Below are 15,828 nucleotides of genomic sequence, written 5' to 3'. Positions count from 1 at the left end.
GCTCGGTGCTCCGCCGACTCCTGGGCTGCGGCAGGATGGACATCACCTGGTGGGTACGCGTCACGGCGCGTCCCTACTGAAGACAACCGCTGGAGACGCCCGGTGAGTTCCCCAGATCCGCAGTTTCGCGCGATGAACGACGACGAAGACCGCCCAGAGCACGGCGACAGCGCCCAGGGCGTTCGCCAGCCGCGAAACCCGGCCGTGCGAGGTCCCGTGATCGCCGTGACCGGCGCCGCGTCGGGGGTCGGCGCGGCCCTGGTGAGCCGCCTGGCCGCCTCCGACGAGGTCAAGCAGGTCGTCGCCATCGACGAGCGGCGGGGCGACTGCGCGGCCGCGCAGTGGCACATCCTGGACGTACGCGACCCCGCGATCGCCGAAAAGCTGCGCGGCGCGGACGTCGTCGTCCACCTCGCCCTCGACCTCGACCTCGAGACGGACCCCGCGGCCCGTACGGCGTACAACGTGCGCGGGACCCAGACCGTCCTCACCGCGGCAGCCGCGGCCGGTGTGCACCGGGTCGTGCTCTGCACCTCGGCGATGGTCTACGGGGCCCTGCCGGACAACGACATCCCGCTGTCGGAGGACTCCGAGCTGCGGGCGACCGCGGAGGCCACCGGCGTCGGTGACCTGCTGGAGATCGAGCGCCTCGGCCGCCGGGCCCCCCGCGCGCACCCGGGCCTGAACGTCACCGTGATCCGCCCGGCGGTCCTGGTCGGCGGCACCGACACCGCCCTGACCCGCTACTTCGAGTCCCCGCGGCTGCTCGTGGTGGCGGGATCCCGTCCGACGTGGCAGTTCTGCCACGTGGAGGACCTGGTCAGTGCCCTGGAGTACGCGGCCCTGGAAAAGGTCGAGGGCGAGCTGGCCGTGGGCTGCGAGGGGTGGCTGGAGCAGGAGGAGGTCGAGGAGCTGAGCGGCATCCGCCGCATGGAGCTCCCCTCGGCGGTCGCGCTGGGCGCGGCGGCCCGGCTGCACCGGATCGGCCTCACCCCGTCCCCGGCCGGGGACCTCGCGTACACGATGCACCCGTGGGTGGTCAGCGTCAGCGGACTGCACGCGGCGGGGTGGCGGCCGCGCTGGACCAACGAGGAGGTGCTCGCCGAGCTCCTCCAGGAGGTCTCGGGGCGCCACACGGTCGCGGGCCGCCGGCTGGGCCGCAGGGACGCCGCCACGGCCGCCGGTGCGGCGGGCGCGACGGTGGCGCTGCTGGGCGCGGCCGCCGCGGTCCGCCTGGCGCGGAAGCGGCGCGGGATCTGACCTGCGGTCGGCGGTCGGCCCGGTGCAGCGCCGTTGCCGGGGGCGCTGCCCCCGGCCCCCCGCGCCTCAAACGCCGGCGAGGCTGGATTTCGCGGGGCCCGATTGGTAGGAGGCTCCCAAGGGGTCGGGTCCGGCACGGGCGAAACTGCTATTTCGCCTCGTCAGCCACTAGGGCACGATGAAGGCATGGCACCGCACTTCGACCACCCCGGCGAGCAGGCCGCTCAGGACCCGATCCGGCTGCTCGAGATCCGTGAAACCCCGCTCTCGATCGACGAGGTCTTCCAGGCCGTCGGCGACGACGCGACGGGAGGGACGACGCTCTTCGTCGGCACGGTGCGCAACCACGACAGCGGCGCGGACGTCGATTCGCTCGGCTACTCCTGCCACCCGACGGCCGAGGCCGAGATGCGCCGGGTCGCCGAGCGCGTCGTGGCCAAGTTCCCCGTCCGCGCGCTGGCCGCCGTGCACCGCGTGGGCGACCTCGCCGTCGGCGACCTGGCCGTCGTCGTCGCCGTCTCCTGCCCGCACCGCGGCGAGGCCTTCGAGGCCTGCCGGATGCTCATAGACGACCTCAAGCACGAGGTCCCGATCTGGAAGCACCAGACCTTCGCCGACGGGACCGAGGAGTGGGTCGGCGCCTGCTGAACCCCGGTCGTGGAGCGGCCCCCGCAAGGGGGTAGCCTCGCACCCGTTCGGCCGCGCAACACGCCCTCGATTTGCGTAACCCCCCCACGGGCACGAGCGTTGAAGCCACCAACGAAACGTAGTTCGGGGTAGGGAGGCACGCCCATGGCGTCTTTGGCGTGGTTGCTGATTCCGCTGTTCGCCGCGATAGGTGCGGCGATATGGGGCAGCTGGGCGGCACGCGACCGCACGCAAGGTGACATATCCGAGCTCGCCGGCTACGCGCGGTTCCGCGAGGCCATGGGCAACGCCGATCAGGCCAGGGCGAAGGCAGAGGCCCATTCCGGTTCCGACGCCGTCTGACGGGACTCCGCTGAGAATCCCCTGAGAGTTTCGCGTACGGACCCCGTACGGAGCGGCCCCGAGGGCCGCCCGCCGGGGCCGTCCCGTACTGTCGGATCCATGCCACGCCGCACTGCGACGATGCTCGCTTCCACCCTCGTGCTGTTCGCGCTGCTCTGCGCAGGGGTGTTCATCAAGGTCCCGTATTCCGAGATGAGCCCCGGCCCGACCGTGAACACGCTCGGCGACTCGCACGGTGCGCCCGTACTCAACATCTCGGGGCGCAAGACGTACCCGACCAGCGGCCACCTGAACATGACGACGGTCCGCGTCACCGGCGCGGACTACGACATGAACCTGGTGGAAGCGGTGTACGGGTGGCTGTCCGGCGACAACATCGTCGTGCCGCACGAGAACCTCTACCCGGGCGGCAAGACGGACGCGGAATCCACTCAGGAGAACGCCGAGGAGTTCAGCCAGTCCCAGCAGAGCGCCAAGGTGGCGGCCCTGAAGGAGCTCGGCATCCCGGTCACCGCCCGCGTGATCGTCGCCTCCGTCGTCAAGGGCAGCCCCTCCGAGGGCAAGCTGCACGCCGGTGACGTGATCAAGGCCGTGGACGGCACCCCCGTCACCGCCCCCGAGGACGTGGCCAAGCTCGTCACCAAGCACAAGCCCGGCGAGCCGGTGGAGTTCACGATCGTGCCCGCCGCGGAGGCGGCCGAGGCGGCGAAGGCGAACCACGAGCCCGCCGGCTCCTCGAAGCTGACGATCAACGCGGGCAAGGCGGAGGGCGACGGTCACGCCGTCGTCGGCATCCGGGCCGGATCCGACCACGCCTTCCCGTTCACGATCGACATCAAGCTCGCGGACGTCGGCGGCCCGAGCGCCGGCCTGATGTTCGCCCTCGGCATCGTCGACAAGCTGACCCCGGAGGACCTGACCGGCGGCAAGTTCGTCGCGGGCACCGGCACCATCGACGACGCGGGCAAGGTCGGCCCGATCGGCGGCATCCAGATGAAGACCATCGGCGCCCGCCAGGCCGGCGCCGAGTACTTCCTGACGCCCGCCGAGAACTGCGCCTCCGCGGTCACGAACGTGCCCGACGGCCTGACCCTGGTGAAGGTCTCCACGATCGGCGACGCCACCAAGGCACTGGAGAAGATCAGCAAGGGGGACACGGCCGGGCTGACGCAGTGCAGCGCCAAGCCCTGACCGGCCCTCCCCCCTGCGGTCCTACGAGAAGGTCGCGGCCAGGGCCTCCGCCAGCCCGGGCACCAGGCCCCCGCCGGTGAGGACCTCGGTCGAGGAGTCCTTCTCGCGCAGGCGTACGGCCGACTCGCGCGAGCCGTCGCGCAGCACGGCCACCGTGAGGCGGACCTCCTGCCGCTCCGGGTGACCGGCGACCCACTTCGCCAGCTGCTTGTCGCTCAGCCCCTCCGGTACGGAGGCCTCCGCGGACGGCGGCAGCATCAGCCGCTCCACCGTCAGCGCGCAGCCGACGACGGCGTCGGGCCAGGCGACGGTGCCCAGGAACTTGTCGAGGGGGGTCCCGGCCGGGACCTCGTCCTGCTCGATCGGGGTGAGGGAGGCCTTGCCGGCGTCGTCCCGGTCGAGGCCGAGCTGGCTCGCGAGCCGGGGCTCCTGCTTCTTGAGCCGGGCGGTGTCGACCAGGGCGAACAGCCGCGCGGGCTTGTCCCAGCCGAGGCCGGCCGCGTACTCGTCGATCTCGAGACAGGCGCGGGTGAGCGGGCCGGCCGCCATGGGGGTGCCGGGGGAAGGCGAAACGTTGGACATGGACAACATCCTGCCTCCTTTCCGCCCCATACCGGGAACTGACCGGAGCCTCAGTAAGTTGCATGAATGGGCTCTACGATCGGGGGTCCGTTCAATACCAGTACTCAGCGACTTTCGAGGTGCGCACCTTGGCTTTCCAGATGCCGGACCGTGGCGGAGGCCCGTCCGGGCCACGGATGAGAGTCGGCCGCCCTTCCCGGCGGGCCCGCACTCTCCTCATGACCCTGGGCGTGCTGGCCGTCCTAGCCATGCTCTTCATCATGTTCGCGGGGTTCTGGACGGACTGGCTCTGGTTCCGCTCCGTGAAGTACTCCACCGTCTTCACCACGACCCTGTGGACGAAGATCGGTCTCTTCGCCGTCTTCGGTCTGCTGATGGCCGGTGCCGTCGGGTTCAACATCTGGCTGGCCCACCGGCTGCGGCCGCCGCTCAGCGCCATGTCGATGGAGCAGCAGAGCCTCGACCGCTACCGGATGAGCATCGCCCCGTACAAGAAGTGGCTGCTCCTCGGTATCGCCGTGCTCGTCGGGCTGATCGCGGGCGCCTCGGCGGCCGGTCAGTGGAAGACCTGGCTCATGTACGTGAACGGGGTGACCTTCGGAACGAAGGACCCGCAGTTCCACATGGACGTGTCCTTCTACACCTTCGACCTGCCGTGGTACCGCTTCTTGCTCGGCTTCGGCTTCGCCGCGGTCGTGCTCTCGGTGATCGCCGCGGCCGTCGTGCACTACCTGTACGGCGGACTGCGCGTGACCAGCCCGGGCGCCCGGGCCACGGCCGCCGCCACTGGGCACCTGTCGGTGCTGCTCGGCCTCTTCGTCACGCTCAAGGCGGTCGCGTACTGGCTCGACCGGTACGGGCTCGCCGTGAAGTCCAGCGACTTCAAGGCAGCCGACAACTGGACGGGCCTGCGGTACGTCGACGCCAACGCCTACCTGCCGGCGAAGACGATCCTCGTCGCCATCGCCGCGATCTGCGCCGTGCTGTTCTTCGCGACGCTGTGGCGCCGCACCTGGCAGCTGCCCGTGATCGGTTTCGGCCTGATGGTGCTCTCGGCGATCCTGATCGGCGGGCTGTACCCGGCGATCGTGCAGAAGTTCCAGGTCCAGCCGAACGAGCAGGCCAAGGAATCGCCGTACGTCCAGAAGAACATCAAGGCCACGCGCGACGCCTACGGGATCGCCGGCTCCGAGGTCACGGACTATCCGGGATCCCCGCAGACGGCCGACCGGACCAAGCTGCGGACGCAGGCCGACACCACGGCCAGCATCCGGCTCCTGGACCCGAACATCGTCTCGCCCGCCTTCCAGCAGCTCCAGCAGGTCAAGGGCTACTACGCCTTCCCGTCCACGCTCGCCGTGGACCGGTACACCGGCCAGGACACGGTCATCGGGCTGCGCGAGCTGAACATCGGCGGCATCCCGAAGAACAACTGGATCAACGACCACTTCAAGTACACGCACGGCTACGGCGTGGTCGCGGCCAAGGGCACCACCGTCGGTGACCAGGGGGCCCCGGACTTCACCCAGTCCGACCTGCCCTCCAAGGGGATGTTCGGCACGGACTTCGAGCAGCGCATCTACTACGGCGAGCAGACGAAGCAGTACTCGATCGTCGGCGGGCCGCAGAAGGAGCTCGACTACTCGGACGACAAGGGCGAGAAGGAGACGAGCTACAAGGGCGACTCCGGCGTCAATCTCGACAACCCGGTCAACCGCGCCGCCTACGCGCTCTCCTTCAGCGAGCCGCAGATCCTCTACTCGGGCGCCATCGGCGAGGGCTCGCGGATCCTCTACAACCGCACGCCCAAGCAGCGCGTCGAGGCGGTCGCCCCGTGGCTGACCATCGACGGCGCGCCGTACCCGGCCGTGATCGGCAAGCGGGTCGTGTGGATCGTCGACGCCTACACGACGACCAACGGGTACCCCTACGCCTCGCGCACGACGCTGGGCCAGAGCACCGCAGACTCGCTGACCAACAGCCAGCGCGCGGTGGTGGCCCAGGAGAACCAGGTCAACTACATCCGCAACTCGGTGAAGGCTACCGTCGACGCGTACGACGGCTCGGTCAACCTGTACCAGTGGGACACCGAGGACCCGGTCCTGAAGACCTGGATGAAGGCGTTCCCCGGCACGGTGAAGCCCAAGAGCGACATCGCCAAGCCGCTCATGGACCACCTCCGCTACCCGCAGGACCTCTTCAAGGTCCAGCGCGAGCTGCTGACCCGGTACCACGTCACGGACCCGCAGACCTTCCTCAGCGGCAGTGAGGCCTGGGCGGTCCCGGACGACCCGACGACCAAGGCCGGCACGGCGGTTCCGCCGTACTACCTGTCGATGAAGATGCCGGGCCAGAAGGAGAAGGACCAGGTCTTCTCGCTCACCACGACGTTCACGCCGAACGAGCGGCCCAACCTGAGTGCCTTCATGGCGGTCAACGCCGATCCCGGGACCCCGGACTACGGCAAGATCAGAATCCTGAAGATGCCGACCAGCAAGCCGCCGGACGGCCCCGGTCAGGTGCAGAGCAAGTTCCAGTCCGAACCGAAGATCGCTGAGTCGATCCGCCTGCTGCGCGGTGGTGACTCGGAGATCGAGTACGGCAACCTGCTCGCGGTGCCGCTCGACGGCGGAATGCTCTACGTGGAGCCGGTCTACGTGCGCAGCTCCGGGCTGAAGTACCCGCTGCTGCGCAAGGTGCTGGTGACCTACGGCGGCCAGACGGCCTTCGAGGACACGCTGGAGAAGGCGCTGAACGTGGTCTTCGGGGCCGAGGCCCCGACCACACCGGTGCCTCCGGTCCAGCCTCCGGGCGAGGGCACCGTCACGCCCCCGGTCAACCAGGACCCGACGGTCAAGGCGGCCCTCGCCGACGCGCAGAAGGCCATCGAGGACGCCGAGAAGGCCAGGCAGTCCGGCGACTGGGCGGCCTTCGGCAAGGCCCAGGACGAGATCAAGGCGGCGCTGAAGCGGGCGATCGACGCGGAGGCGAAGGCGACGCCGCCCCCGCCGGGCGGCTGATGAATCAATGGGTAATGGCTCCGTCCCGTGTCGTGATACTGTGGTTTCACCGACGCGGGGTGGAGCAGCTCGGTAGCTCGCTGGGCTCATAACCCAGAGGTCGCAGGTTCAAATCCTGTCCCCGCTACTGAAGATGAAGGCCCGGATCCATGGGATCCGGGCCTTCGTCATGCCCGGGGCGGACACGCGTTAGCTGGGGCGGGTGAGTTGGGGTAGGAGCGTGTTTGACTTGACTCACTGTGGGCATGTCGACAAAACGCTGTAGTGACCTCACTGGCTGCGACATACCAGGTGTACGCGGGTAGCAGGTGATGCGACGATGGGATTTATGGGGGACAGGTCAACTCTGCTGGAGACAGGGCGGTTTGTGAGGGCGGAGACCGAATTGGGCGCAGAGGCCCAGGGGGCGGTTCCGGTAGCCGACGCGCAGACCGCGCTGACCGATGCGGATTTCGCGCAGGAACTGTTCGCCGAGACCGACGCGGCGAGCGACGCCGAGCTGGAGGCCCGGCACCGGGTGGCCGCCGACAAGGGCGACCCCGGCGCCATGAGCGTGCTCGGTGCGCTGCTGCTGCGCCGCGGTGACCTCGACGGAGCCGAGCCCTACCTGCGCGGGGCCACCGGTGAAGGGGACCGTGCCGCCGCGAACAACCTGGGCGTGCTCCTGCACCAGCGCGGCTACCCCGAAGAGGCCGCCGGCTGGTGGCGGGTCGCCGCCGTGGCCGGATCCGCGCCGGCCGCGCACGCCCTCGGCCGCCACTTCCGCGAGCGCGGGGACGAGCCCGCGGCCGAGTACTGGATGCGGCAGGCGGCGGAATCCGGCCATGCGCTCGGCGCGTACGGGCTGGCCGACCTGCTGGAGCACCGCGGGGACAAGGGCGTCGAGCGGTGGTTCCGCGCCGCCGCCGAACAGGGGCACCGCGAAGCCGCGTACCGGCTGGCGAGGCACCTGCGCAAGGGCGACCCCACCGAGGCCGAGCAGTGGTACCGGCAGGCCGCCGCGCGCGGGCACCGGCGCGCGGCCCTGCACCTGGGCGCGCTGCTGGAGGCGCGCGGGGAGCTCAAGGAGGCCGGGCGCTGGTACCTGACCTCCGCCAAGCAGGGGGAGGCCCGCGCCGCGTGCGCGCTCGGCTTCCTGCTGCGCGACGCCGGGGACGAGGAGAGCGCGGCGACCTGGTGGCACCGCGCCGCCCAGGACGGCGACGGCAACGCCGCGAACGCGCTGGGCGCCCTGCACGCCGCGCGCGGCGAGACCCAGACCGCGGAGCGCTGGTACCGGACCGCCATGGACGCGGGCGACCAGAACGGGGCGTACAACCTTGCTCTGCTGTGCGCCGCACAGGACCGGACCGCGCAGGCCGAGCAGTGGTACCGGCGGGCGGCCTACGCGGGACACCGCGAGGCGGCCAACGCGCTGGCCATCATGCTGCTGCAGGTCGGCGACGCGGCGGGCGCCGAGCCGTGGTTCTCGAAGGCCGCCGAGGCGGGCAGCGTCGACGCCGCGTTCAACCTCGGGATCCTCTTCGCCAGCCGGGACGAGGACCGCACGGCGCTGAAGTGGTACGAGCGTGCCGCGTCGGCCGGACACACGGACGCGGCGCTGCAGGTCGGCATCGCGCTGGTCCGCGACGGCGAGGAGCGGGCGGCCGAGCGCCACCTGCGCTGCGCGGCGGGCGGCGGCAGCGCGGAGGCCGCCTTCCGGCTGGCCGCGCTGCTGGAATCGCTGGCCCCGCCGCCGGAGCCGGTCGCGCTGGGCGAGCCGGTGGGCGGCGCCCCGCGCACCGAGAGCGAGGAGTGGTACGAGCGGGCCGCCGAGCTGGGGCACCGCCGGGCCCAGGTGCGGGTCGGCATGCTGGCCGCCGCCCGCGGTGACCTGGCGGTGGCCGCGCGGTGGTACCGGGAGGCGGCCGAGGCCGGGTCCCGCAACGGGGCGTTCAACCTGGGACTGCTGCTCGCCCGCGAGGGGAGCGAGCCGGAGGCCGCGCTGTGGTGGACGCGGGCTGCGGTGGCGGGCCATGGCCGTGCGGCGCTGCGGCTGGGGCTGCTGGCGGCCCGGCACGGGGACCTGGCGGAGGGGCAGAAGTGGTGCGTGCGGGCCATGGAGCTGGGGCCGGCGGAGGTTTCGGAGCGCGCGGCTCGGCTGCGGGAGGCTTTGGCGGAGGAACTCTCGGCCTGACCCTGGCCGGGGGCTCAGCCGTCTCCGTGGCTCCGGCCCCGCGTCCTGGGCTCTGCCCGGACCCGCGTCTCGAACGCCGGCGGGGCGCAAAGATCGGGGCTCCGCCGCGGACCCCGCGCCTCAAACGGGCGGGGCTGGATTGTTGCGGCGGGGCTGGGAATCGCGGGGCTGAACGGTGTCAGCGGTAGAGCCAGGTGGTGGCTCGCGGGTAGGCGTGGCGGAGGATCAGGGGCATCAGGAGGTCGTTGACGCGGCGTTGCACCGTGCCCGGTGTCTTCGCGTCGCGGTTCGACGCTGCCGCCTTGGTCATCCGGGCCACGCGGGGGCGGCGTAAGCGGCTGCATTCGGCCAGGGCGTTGCGGACTCCCGGCACCGCTGACACGCAGCGCGCCAGGGCCACCGCGTCCTCGATCGCCACCGACGCGCCCTGTCCGGCGCCCACGGGGTGGGCCGCGTCGCCGAGCAGGACGTTGACGGGTGGTCGCGGTGGGAGTGCGCAAGGAGCGGGCGGCCGGTACGGAGGCCGCGCTCAAGGAGGCCGCGCGGGCGCTCTTCCTGGAGCGCGGCTACGCGCAGACGAAGATCACCGACATCACCAAGGCCGCCGGCCGCTCCACCGGGTCCTTCTACGAGCACTTCGCCGGCAAGGACGAGCTGTACGCGGCCATGACCGGCGGGGCGGCGCCCGACGACGGTGAAGTGGTCGAGACGCTGACCGCTCTGCTGCACCGCGGACTGGCCGGTTAACCGATTTGCATCTGCCGGGGCGCCTCACGTAACGTTGGGTTTACCGACGCGGGGTGGAGCAGCTCGGTAGCTCGCTGGGCTCATAACCCAGAGGTCGCAGGTTCAAATCCTGTCCCCGCTACTGAAGGCCCAGGGCCCGGATCCAATGGATCCGGGCCCTGAGCCGTTTCCGGGAGTGAAGTGTAGGCAGAAGGGCCGGACCCCCGTGGGGTCCGGCCCTTCTCACGCTTTCCCGGGTCAGGCGGCCGCGCAGTTCGGGCAGACGCCGCGGTAGGTCACCTCGACCGCGGACACGACGAAGCCGAAGCGCTCCGTGTCCGGCAGGTCGGCCAGCGGGTTGCCCGCCGGGTGGACGTCGCGGATCGCGCCGCACTGGGCGCAGACCAGGTGCTGGTGGGGCCGGTGGGCGTTCGGGTCGTACCGCTTGGCGCGCCGGTCCGTGGAAACCTCCAGGACCTCGCCGAGGGTGACGAGCTCGCCCAGCGTGTTGTAGACGGTCGCCCGCGAGATCTCGGGAAGTTTGGCCACGGCGCGCGCGTGCACCTCGTCGGCCGTCAGGTGCACGTGGTCACCGTCGAGCACCTCGGCCACGACACGCCGCTGCGCCGTCATGCGCCAGCCGCGTCCGCGGAGTCGTTCCAGCAGGTCACTCATAGACATCAGCCTAACAGCGCGGGGATTCGGTGTAACTCCCGAACCGGTGCGGAATTGGATGCTTACTTGACTTAGACAAAGTCCATCGTAGGATCGGGTACGGCGAACGCCAAGGACAGGACATCCAGGAATGACGCAGGAGGCGCACGTGACGCAGGGACCGCTCACCACGGAGGCCGGGGCTCCGGTCGCCGACAACCAGAACAGCGAGACCGCCGGCCTCGGAGGTCCCGTTCTGGTCCAGGACCAGCTGCTGCTGGAGAAGCTCGCGCACTTCAACCGCGAGCGCATCCCGGAGCGCGTGGTGCACGCCCGCGGCGCCGGCGCCTACGGCACCTTCACGCTGACCCGTGACGTCTCCCAGTGGACCCGCGCCAAGTTCCTGTCCGAGGTCGGCAAGGAGACCGAGACCTTCCTGCGCTTCTCCACCGTCGCGGGCAACCTCGGCTCGGCCGACGCGGTGCGCGACCCCCGCGGCTGGGCGCTGAAGTTCTACACCGAAGAGGGCAACTACGACCTCGTCGGCAACAACACCCCGGTGTTCTTCATCAAGGACGCCATCAAGTTCCCCGACTTCATCCACACCCAGAAGCGCGACCCGTACACGGGCTCGCAGGAGGCGGACAACGTCTGGGACTTCTGGGGTCTGTCGCCCGAGTCGACCCACCAGGTGACCTGGCTGTTCGGCGACCGCGGCATCCCGGCGTCCTACCGCCACATGAACGGCTACGGCTCGCACACGTTCCAGTGGAACAACGAGGCCGGCGAGGTCTTCTGGGTCAAGTACCACTTCAAGACCGACCAGGGCATCAAGAACCTCACCCAGGCCGAGGCCAACCAGCTCGCCGGCGAGGACCCCGACTCCCACCAGCGCGACCTGCGCGAGTCCATCGAGCGCGGCGACTTCCCGACCTGGACCGTGCAGGTCCAGATCATGCCGGCGGCCGAGGCGGCGACCTACCGCTTCAACCCGTTCGACCTCACCAAGGTGTGGCCGCACGAGGACTACCCGCCGATCGAGATCGGCAAGCTGGAGCTCAACCGCAACCCGGAGAACGTCTTCGCCGAGGTCGAGCAGTCGATCTTCTCCCCGGCGCACTTCGTTCCCGGCATCGGTCCGTCCCCGGACAAGATGCTCCAGGGCCGCCTCTTCGGCTACGGCGACGCCCACCGCTACCGCGTCGGCATCAACGCCGACCACCTGCCGGTGAACCGTCCGCACGCCACCGAGGCGCGCACCAACTCCCGCGACGGCTACCTGTACGACGGCCGCCACAAGGGTGCGAAGAACTACGAGCCCAACAGCTTCGGCGGCCCGCACCAGACCGACCGCCCGCTGTGGCAGCCCATCGACGTGACCGGTGGCACGGGCAACCACGCCGCCGCCGTGCACAGCGAGGACAACGACTTCGTCCAGGCCGGCAACCTCTACCGCCTCTACTCGGAGGACGAGAAGGCCCGTCTGGTCGAGAACCTGTCCGGCTTCATCGCCAAGGTCTCGCGCGACGACATCGTCGAGCGCGCGATCAACAACTTCCGCCAGGCGGACGGCGACTTCGGCAAGCGGCTGGAGGCCGCGGTCCAGGCCCTTCGCGGCTGAAACGGATCGCTTGCCGTTGCGTGACGCCGGGCCGGAACCCTCCTCGGAGGGTTCCGGCCCGGCGCCGTTTCGTGAAGAGGTGCCTACGTGGCTACGCGGAGACCGTGCGCCGGGCCGGTACCCAGCAGCGGATGACGTCGCGCACGGACACGATGCCCACCGGGCCGCCGTTCTCCAGCACGATCAGGTGCCGGAAACCGCCGTGCGTCATCGCCTCGGCCGCCTCCTGCACGGTGGCGTCCGGAGTACAGAAGACGACGTTGTTGGTGGTGTGCGCGCCCACGGACTCCCGGTCGGGATCGTGACCCGCGCCGATCGAGTTGAGGATGTCGCGCTCGGTCAGGATGCCGATTCCGCTGTGGTCGGGGTCGAGGACGACGGCCGCGCCGACGCGCCGGCCGGACATCAGGCAGGCCGCCTGCCGGAGGGTGTGTGCGGGTCCGAGGGTGAGGATCACGGTGCTCATTGCGTCACGGACGAGCATGAAGAGAGCCACCTCCTGGGGTGAGCCCCCCGCTTGGGCGGGTGTGCCCGTGAAGCTCCCTTAGAGAAAGGCTTCACAAGCGCACAAGCGTGGGGAGTCTCAGATTCCCATGGACACGGAGGGTCAGCAAGAAGGCGTGCAAAGGAGCGTGCCGGCGCACACGTGCCCCCGGGTGCGGCCCCCGGGCCCCGGGCGCACAGGAGCCTCAGGGGCGCGGGGCCCCCGGGGCGCAGGACTTCACGTGCGCGGGCGCAGCAGGCCGAGCATCTCCTCGTGGAGCAGCCCGTTCGAGGCCGCCGCGTTCCCGCCGTGCACGCCGTCCACCCCGTCCAGGCTGGTGAACCGGCCGCCCGCCTCCTGGACCACGACCGCGATGGCGGCCATGTCCCAGAGGTTCAACTCGGGCTCGGCGCACAGGTCCAGCGAGCCCTCCGCGACCATCATGTACGGCCAGAAGTCCCCGTAGCCGCGGGTACGCCAGCACGCGCGGGTCAGGTCCAGGAACCCGGCGAGCCGGCCCTGCTCCTCCCAGCCGCTCAGCGAGGAGTACGCGAACGAGGCGTCGCCCAGCCCGGCCACCTTCGAGACGCCGATCGCGGTGGTCTCGCCGAGCGCGCCGCCCGCGTACGCCCCCTGCCCCTCGGCCGCCCACCAGCGGCGGCCCAGCGCCGGCGCGGACACCACGCCGACCACCGGCCGGAAGACGCCGTCGGCGCCCTCGGCCATCAGGGAGATCAGCGTCGCCCAGACGGGCACCCCGCGCACGTAGTTCTTCGTGCCGTCGATCGGGTCCACGACCCAGCGGCGCGGGCCGCTGCCCTGCAGGCCGTACTCCTCGCCCAGGATCGCGTCGCCGGGCCGCGCGGCCGCGATGCCCGCCCGGATGATCTCCTCGGCGGCCTGGTCCGCCTCGCTCACCGGGGTCATGTCCGGCTTCGTCTCGACCTTCAGGTCGAGGGCGCGGAACCGCTCCATCGTGGCGGCGTCCGCCGCGTCGGCGAGTTCGAGGGCAAGGCGCAGGTCATCGTCATACTCGGGCATGCCCGAACAGTATCGAGACTCCCGGACCCGGGCGAACGACGTCCACAGTGCGGCCCCGACGCGCCCTTGACAGGATCTGTCGGCCCGTCAACTCTGGCCGGAGAGCCGATCGGGGAGGCGAGGGATGCCGGCAGCCCGGGAGTCCTTACTGGAGGCGGCGGGGGCGGCGCTGTCCGCGCGCCCCTGGCCGTCCGTGCGCATGGTCGACGTGGCCGCGGCCGCCGGGGTGTCCCGGCAGACCCTCTACAACGAGTTCGGCGGCAAGGCGGGTCTGGGCAGCGCCCTGGTCCGGCGCGAGGCCGACCGGTACCTCGACGGTGTGGACCGGGCCCTGTCCGCCCCGGCGCAGGCCGCCGAACGGCTCGCCGCCGTCGCGGAGTGGACCGTACGCGCGGCCCGCGCCCATCCCCTCGTACGGGCCCTGCTCACCGGCAGCTGGGACGCGGGCCTGCCCGCCGCGGGACGCCGGGCGCCCGGTCCCGGTGAGCTGGCCCGGGCCGTCCGCGACCGGGCAACCGTCGCGCTCACGCCGGGGGAGGGCCCCCAGCGGTGCGAGCTCGCCGTGCGCCTCGCCCTCTCCTACGTGATCGCCCCGGGGGAGGAGCCGGGGGCGGCCGAGCTGCTCGGGCTGCTCCGGCAGCTCAGTGCGACGACCCGGACAGCTGCAGTCCGATGACCCCCAGGATGACCAGCGAGATCGAGACGAGCTTGAGGGTGGAGACCAGGTCGCCGAGGAAGACCATGCCGTAGATCGCGGTCCCGGCCGCGCCGATGCCCGTCCAGACCGCGTACGCCGGTCCCACGTCCAGCTTCTTGAGGGCCAGCGTCAGCAGACCGAAGCTGCCGAGCGCGAAGCACGCGAAGGCGACGGTCGGCCACAGCCGGGTGAATCCGTGGGAGAGCTTGAGGCAGACCGCGAATCCGGTCTCCAGGAGTCCCGCGACCACGACCAGCAGCCACGCCATGTCGAATGCCTCCCCGCATCACGTGACATCACGTCACTTGGTGGGATTATGCATTTATCCAGACTGGGCCCTCGACAAACACAGCGAACCCCGCCGGACGGTCAGTCGCCTTCGCGACGCTCCCGCGTCTCCAGCAGCCGCCGCAGCGAATACAGCCGCGCCGGGTCCGCGTGTCCGTCCTCCACCCACTTGTCGAGCGCGCAGTCCGGCTCGTCGTGGCTGCACGCGCGCGGGCACCCCTCCGTCCCCGGCACCAGCTCCGGGAAGGCCAGAATCACCCGGGACGGGTCCACGTGGTGCAGGCCGAAGGAGCGCACGCCCGGGGTGTCGATGACCCAGCCGTCGCCGCCCGGCAGCGGCAGCGCCAGCGCCGAGGTGGTGGTGTGCCGGCCGCGGCCGGTCACCGCGTTGACCACTCCGGTGGCGCGCTGGCGGCCCTCGGCGACCAGCGAGTTCACCAGCGTGGTCTTGCCGACGCCCGAGTGGCCGACGAAGGCGGTGATCCGGCCGTTGAGGTGCTCGCGCACCCGGTCGGCCGCGTCGCCCGCCGCCAGCTCCTCGCGGTTGGTCACCACGTACTTCAGCCCGAAGGTCGAGTAGATCTCCAGGATCTTGTCCGCGGAGGTCAGATCGGACTTGGTGAGCACCAGCAGCGGCTCCAGCCCGGCGTCGTACGCCGCCACCAGGCAGCGGTCGATCATCCGGGGCCGCGGCTCCGGGTCGGCCAGGGCCGTGACGATGGCCAGCTGGTCGGCGTTGGCGACGACCACCCGCTCGTACGGGTCGTCGTCGTCGGCGGTGCGCCGCAGGACGGACTTGCGCTCCTCGATCCGCACGATGCGGGCCAGGGTGTCCTTCTTGCCGGACAGATCACCGACGATCCAGACCCGGTCGCCGACGACCGCGGCCTTGCGGCCCAGCTCGCGGGCCTTCATCGCGTGCACGGAACGGCCCTCGACCAGGCAGGTCAGCCGGCCGCGGTCGACGGTCAGGACGAAGCCCTCGGCCGCGTCCTCGTGCTTGGGCCTGATGGTCGTCCGCGGCCGGTTGCCCTTGGGGTTCGGGCGCTGCCGGATGTCGTCCTCGTCGGTGTGCTTGCCGTACCTGCGCATGACGGG

15 protein-coding genes, 2 tRNA genes and 1 pseudogene are annotated in these 15,828 nt (G+C 71.0%); 11 read left to right on the top strand and 7 right to left on the bottom strand.

The features are described from left to right. The first annotated feature begins 102 nt into the window (after positions 1–102). The 4 genes from RIU97_RS14135 (at position 103) to RIU97_RS14120 (ending at position 3,441) form a co-directional block, all read left to right on the top strand. Entirely contained in the window at positions 103–1,260 is a 1,158-nt protein-coding gene (locus RIU97_RS14135) for an SDR family oxidoreductase (protein WP_361752983.1), read from the top strand. A 186-nt stretch (positions 1,261–1,446) separates the two neighbouring features. Further along, positions 1,447–1,908, top strand: a complete 462-nt coding sequence (locus RIU97_RS14130) for a molybdenum cofactor biosynthesis protein MoaE (protein WP_030709935.1) — start codon at positions 1,447–1,449, stop codon at positions 1,906–1,908. A gap of 144 nt (positions 1,909–2,052) precedes the next feature. Next, entirely contained in the window at positions 2,053–2,250 is a 198-nt protein-coding gene (locus tag RIU97_RS14125) for a hypothetical protein (RefSeq protein ID WP_319723032.1), read from the top strand. A gap of 99 nt (positions 2,251–2,349) precedes the next feature. Further along, positions 2,350–3,441: a PDZ domain-containing protein gene (locus RIU97_RS14120; protein ID WP_404956719.1), complete on the top strand. Its 1,092-nt coding sequence runs from the start codon at positions 2,350–2,352 to the stop codon at positions 3,439–3,441. Positions 3,442–3,462: 21 nt separating this feature from the next. On the opposite strand, the gene RIU97_RS14115 is transcribed toward RIU97_RS14120, so the two are convergent. Then, entirely contained in the window at positions 3,463–4,032 is a 570-nt protein-coding gene (locus RIU97_RS14115) for a PPA1309 family protein (protein WP_404956717.1), read from the bottom strand. A gap of 131 nt (positions 4,033–4,163) precedes the next feature. On the opposite strand from RIU97_RS14115, the gene RIU97_RS14110 reads away from it, so the two are divergent. From RIU97_RS14110 to RIU97_RS14100, 3 genes are all read left to right on the top strand, one after another. Beyond that, entirely contained in the window at positions 4,164–7,043 is a 2,880-nt protein-coding gene (locus RIU97_RS14110; RefSeq protein WP_404962838.1) for a UPF0182 family protein, read from the top strand. Positions 7,044–7,096: 53 nt separating this feature from the next. Further along, positions 7,097–7,170: transfer RNA gene (locus RIU97_RS14105), tRNA-Met, on the top strand. Between the two features lie 192 nt (positions 7,171–7,362). Further along, on the top strand, positions 7,363–9,219 hold the full coding sequence (locus RIU97_RS14100) for a tetratricopeptide repeat protein (protein WP_404956715.1): 1,857 nt from the start codon (positions 7,363–7,365) through the stop codon (positions 9,217–9,219). Between the two features lie 178 nt (positions 9,220–9,397). On the opposite strand, the gene RIU97_RS14095 is transcribed toward RIU97_RS14100, so the two are convergent. Then, positions 9,398–9,661 (bottom strand): hypothetical protein, encoded by a 264-nt coding sequence (locus tag RIU97_RS14095; protein WP_404956713.1) that lies wholly within the window; start codon positions 9,659–9,661, stop codon positions 9,398–9,400. A 44-nt stretch (positions 9,662–9,705) separates the two neighbouring features. Here RIU97_RS14095 and RIU97_RS14090 point away from each other — a divergent pair. Together RIU97_RS14090 and RIU97_RS14085 are read left to right on the top strand one after the other, a co-directional pair. Continuing rightward, positions 9,706–9,888: pseudogene (locus tag RIU97_RS14090) on the top strand (TetR family transcriptional regulator); the annotation flags it as partial. A gap of 125 nt (positions 9,889–10,013) precedes the next feature. Next, positions 10,014–10,087, top strand: a tRNA-Met gene (locus tag RIU97_RS14085). A 116-nt stretch (positions 10,088–10,203) separates the two neighbouring features. On the opposite strand, the gene RIU97_RS14080 is transcribed toward RIU97_RS14085, so the two are convergent. After that, the gene (locus tag RIU97_RS14080; protein WP_031144892.1) at positions 10,204–10,620 is read right to left on the bottom strand and encodes a Fur family transcriptional regulator; all 417 of its coding nucleotides are present in this window, start codon (positions 10,618–10,620) and stop codon (positions 10,204–10,206) included. A gap of 130 nt (positions 10,621–10,750) precedes the next feature. Between RIU97_RS14080 and RIU97_RS14075 the strand changes: the two genes are divergently transcribed. Next, positions 10,751–12,220: a catalase gene (locus RIU97_RS14075; RefSeq protein ID WP_404956710.1), complete on the top strand. Its 1,470-nt coding sequence runs from the start codon at positions 10,751–10,753 to the stop codon at positions 12,218–12,220. A gap of 91 nt (positions 12,221–12,311) precedes the next feature. Here the strand turns inward: RIU97_RS14075 and RIU97_RS14070 are convergent, their stop codons facing one another. Then, complete coding sequence (locus RIU97_RS14070) at positions 12,312–12,704, bottom strand: cyclic nucleotide-binding/CBS domain-containing protein (RefSeq protein WP_404956708.1); 393 nt, start codon at positions 12,702–12,704, stop codon at positions 12,312–12,314. 237 nt (positions 12,705–12,941) lie between these two features. Continuing rightward, on the bottom strand, positions 12,942–13,745 hold the full coding sequence (hisN, locus tag RIU97_RS14065; RefSeq protein WP_404956706.1) for a histidinol-phosphatase: 804 nt from the start codon (positions 13,743–13,745) through the stop codon (positions 12,942–12,944). A 124-nt stretch (positions 13,746–13,869) separates the two neighbouring features. Here hisN and RIU97_RS14060 point away from each other — a divergent pair, with 124 nt between their 5' ends. Beyond that, a complete protein-coding gene (locus tag RIU97_RS14060) occupies positions 13,870–14,421 on the top strand; it encodes a TetR/AcrR family transcriptional regulator (RefSeq protein WP_404956704.1) in 552 nt (183 codons plus the stop codon). On the opposite strand, the gene RIU97_RS14055 is transcribed toward RIU97_RS14060, so the two are convergent. Then, entirely contained in the window at positions 14,387–14,710 is a 324-nt protein-coding gene (locus RIU97_RS14055) for a DMT family transporter (protein WP_398561655.1), read from the bottom strand. The two genes, RIU97_RS14060 and RIU97_RS14055, sit on opposite strands and share 35 nt — an antisense overlap. A 101-nt stretch (positions 14,711–14,811) precedes the next feature. Then, positions 14,812–15,822, bottom strand: a complete 1,011-nt coding sequence (gene rsgA / locus RIU97_RS14050) for a ribosome small subunit-dependent GTPase A (RefSeq protein WP_404956702.1) — start codon at positions 15,820–15,822, stop codon at positions 14,812–14,814. Positions 15,823–15,828: the final 6 nt, after the last annotated feature.

Source organism: Streptomyces sp. 147326 (assembly GCF_045000215.1).
GTDB lineage: Bacteria > Actinomycetota > Actinomycetes > Streptomycetales > Streptomycetaceae > Streptomyces.
This window is presented reverse-complemented; position numbering and strand designations above follow the sequence as displayed.